Annotated in this window: 1 pseudogene; it reads left to right on the plus strand. The window is 29.7% G+C overall.

Annotated features, from left to right (window positions below):
• Positions 1-572 (plus strand): annotated as a pseudogene (locus tag HCCG_RS12395) (ribonuclease domain-containing protein); the annotation flags it as partial.

The raw sequence follows: 572 nt of genomic DNA on the forward strand, positions 1-572 counted from the left end.
TTTAGATGAAGAACAAAAAGACTTTCATATCAAAATCTCTCCTTCTAAAACTATCCAACCAAAGGATAAACAAGTAGGAGAACTTTTAGAGCAAAGATTAAGCTTTGAGAAAAACATTCCTAAAGCTATCACTCTCAATGACAATATAAAGCCCAATATTAAAGTTAATGCCATAGAGTATATACCACAAGAATACAATCACAATTCTTTTAATTCACCTTTAGAACATCATCTTATAGAATCTATCACACTTCAAGCCCATTATGTTCTTAAAGATTCTCACAAGAAAAATATACAAGGTGATGAACAAAGTCTTCTTAAAGAATCTATACAAAGATATAAACATAAAACTAAATGGGGATACATTGTATTTGATAGAGATGAAGAGATAGAGCAAACATTAAAGCAAGTCAATAAGACACAACCTCTGATTTATTCTAAGAGATTTAAAGAATTAGAAAATATTAAAGGGGAAATAGTCAATATTCCTTTCAAAGAAGAATGGGAGAATAAGCAAATAAGATTCTTTGCTTATTTATGGAGAGCAAATAGAGATGTGGGAATAGATGTGG

The sequence above is a fragment of the Helicobacter cinaedi CCUG 18818 = ATCC BAA-847 genome, assembly GCF_000155475.1.
GTDB lineage: Bacteria > Campylobacterota > Campylobacteria > Campylobacterales > Helicobacteraceae > Helicobacter_C > Helicobacter_C cinaedi.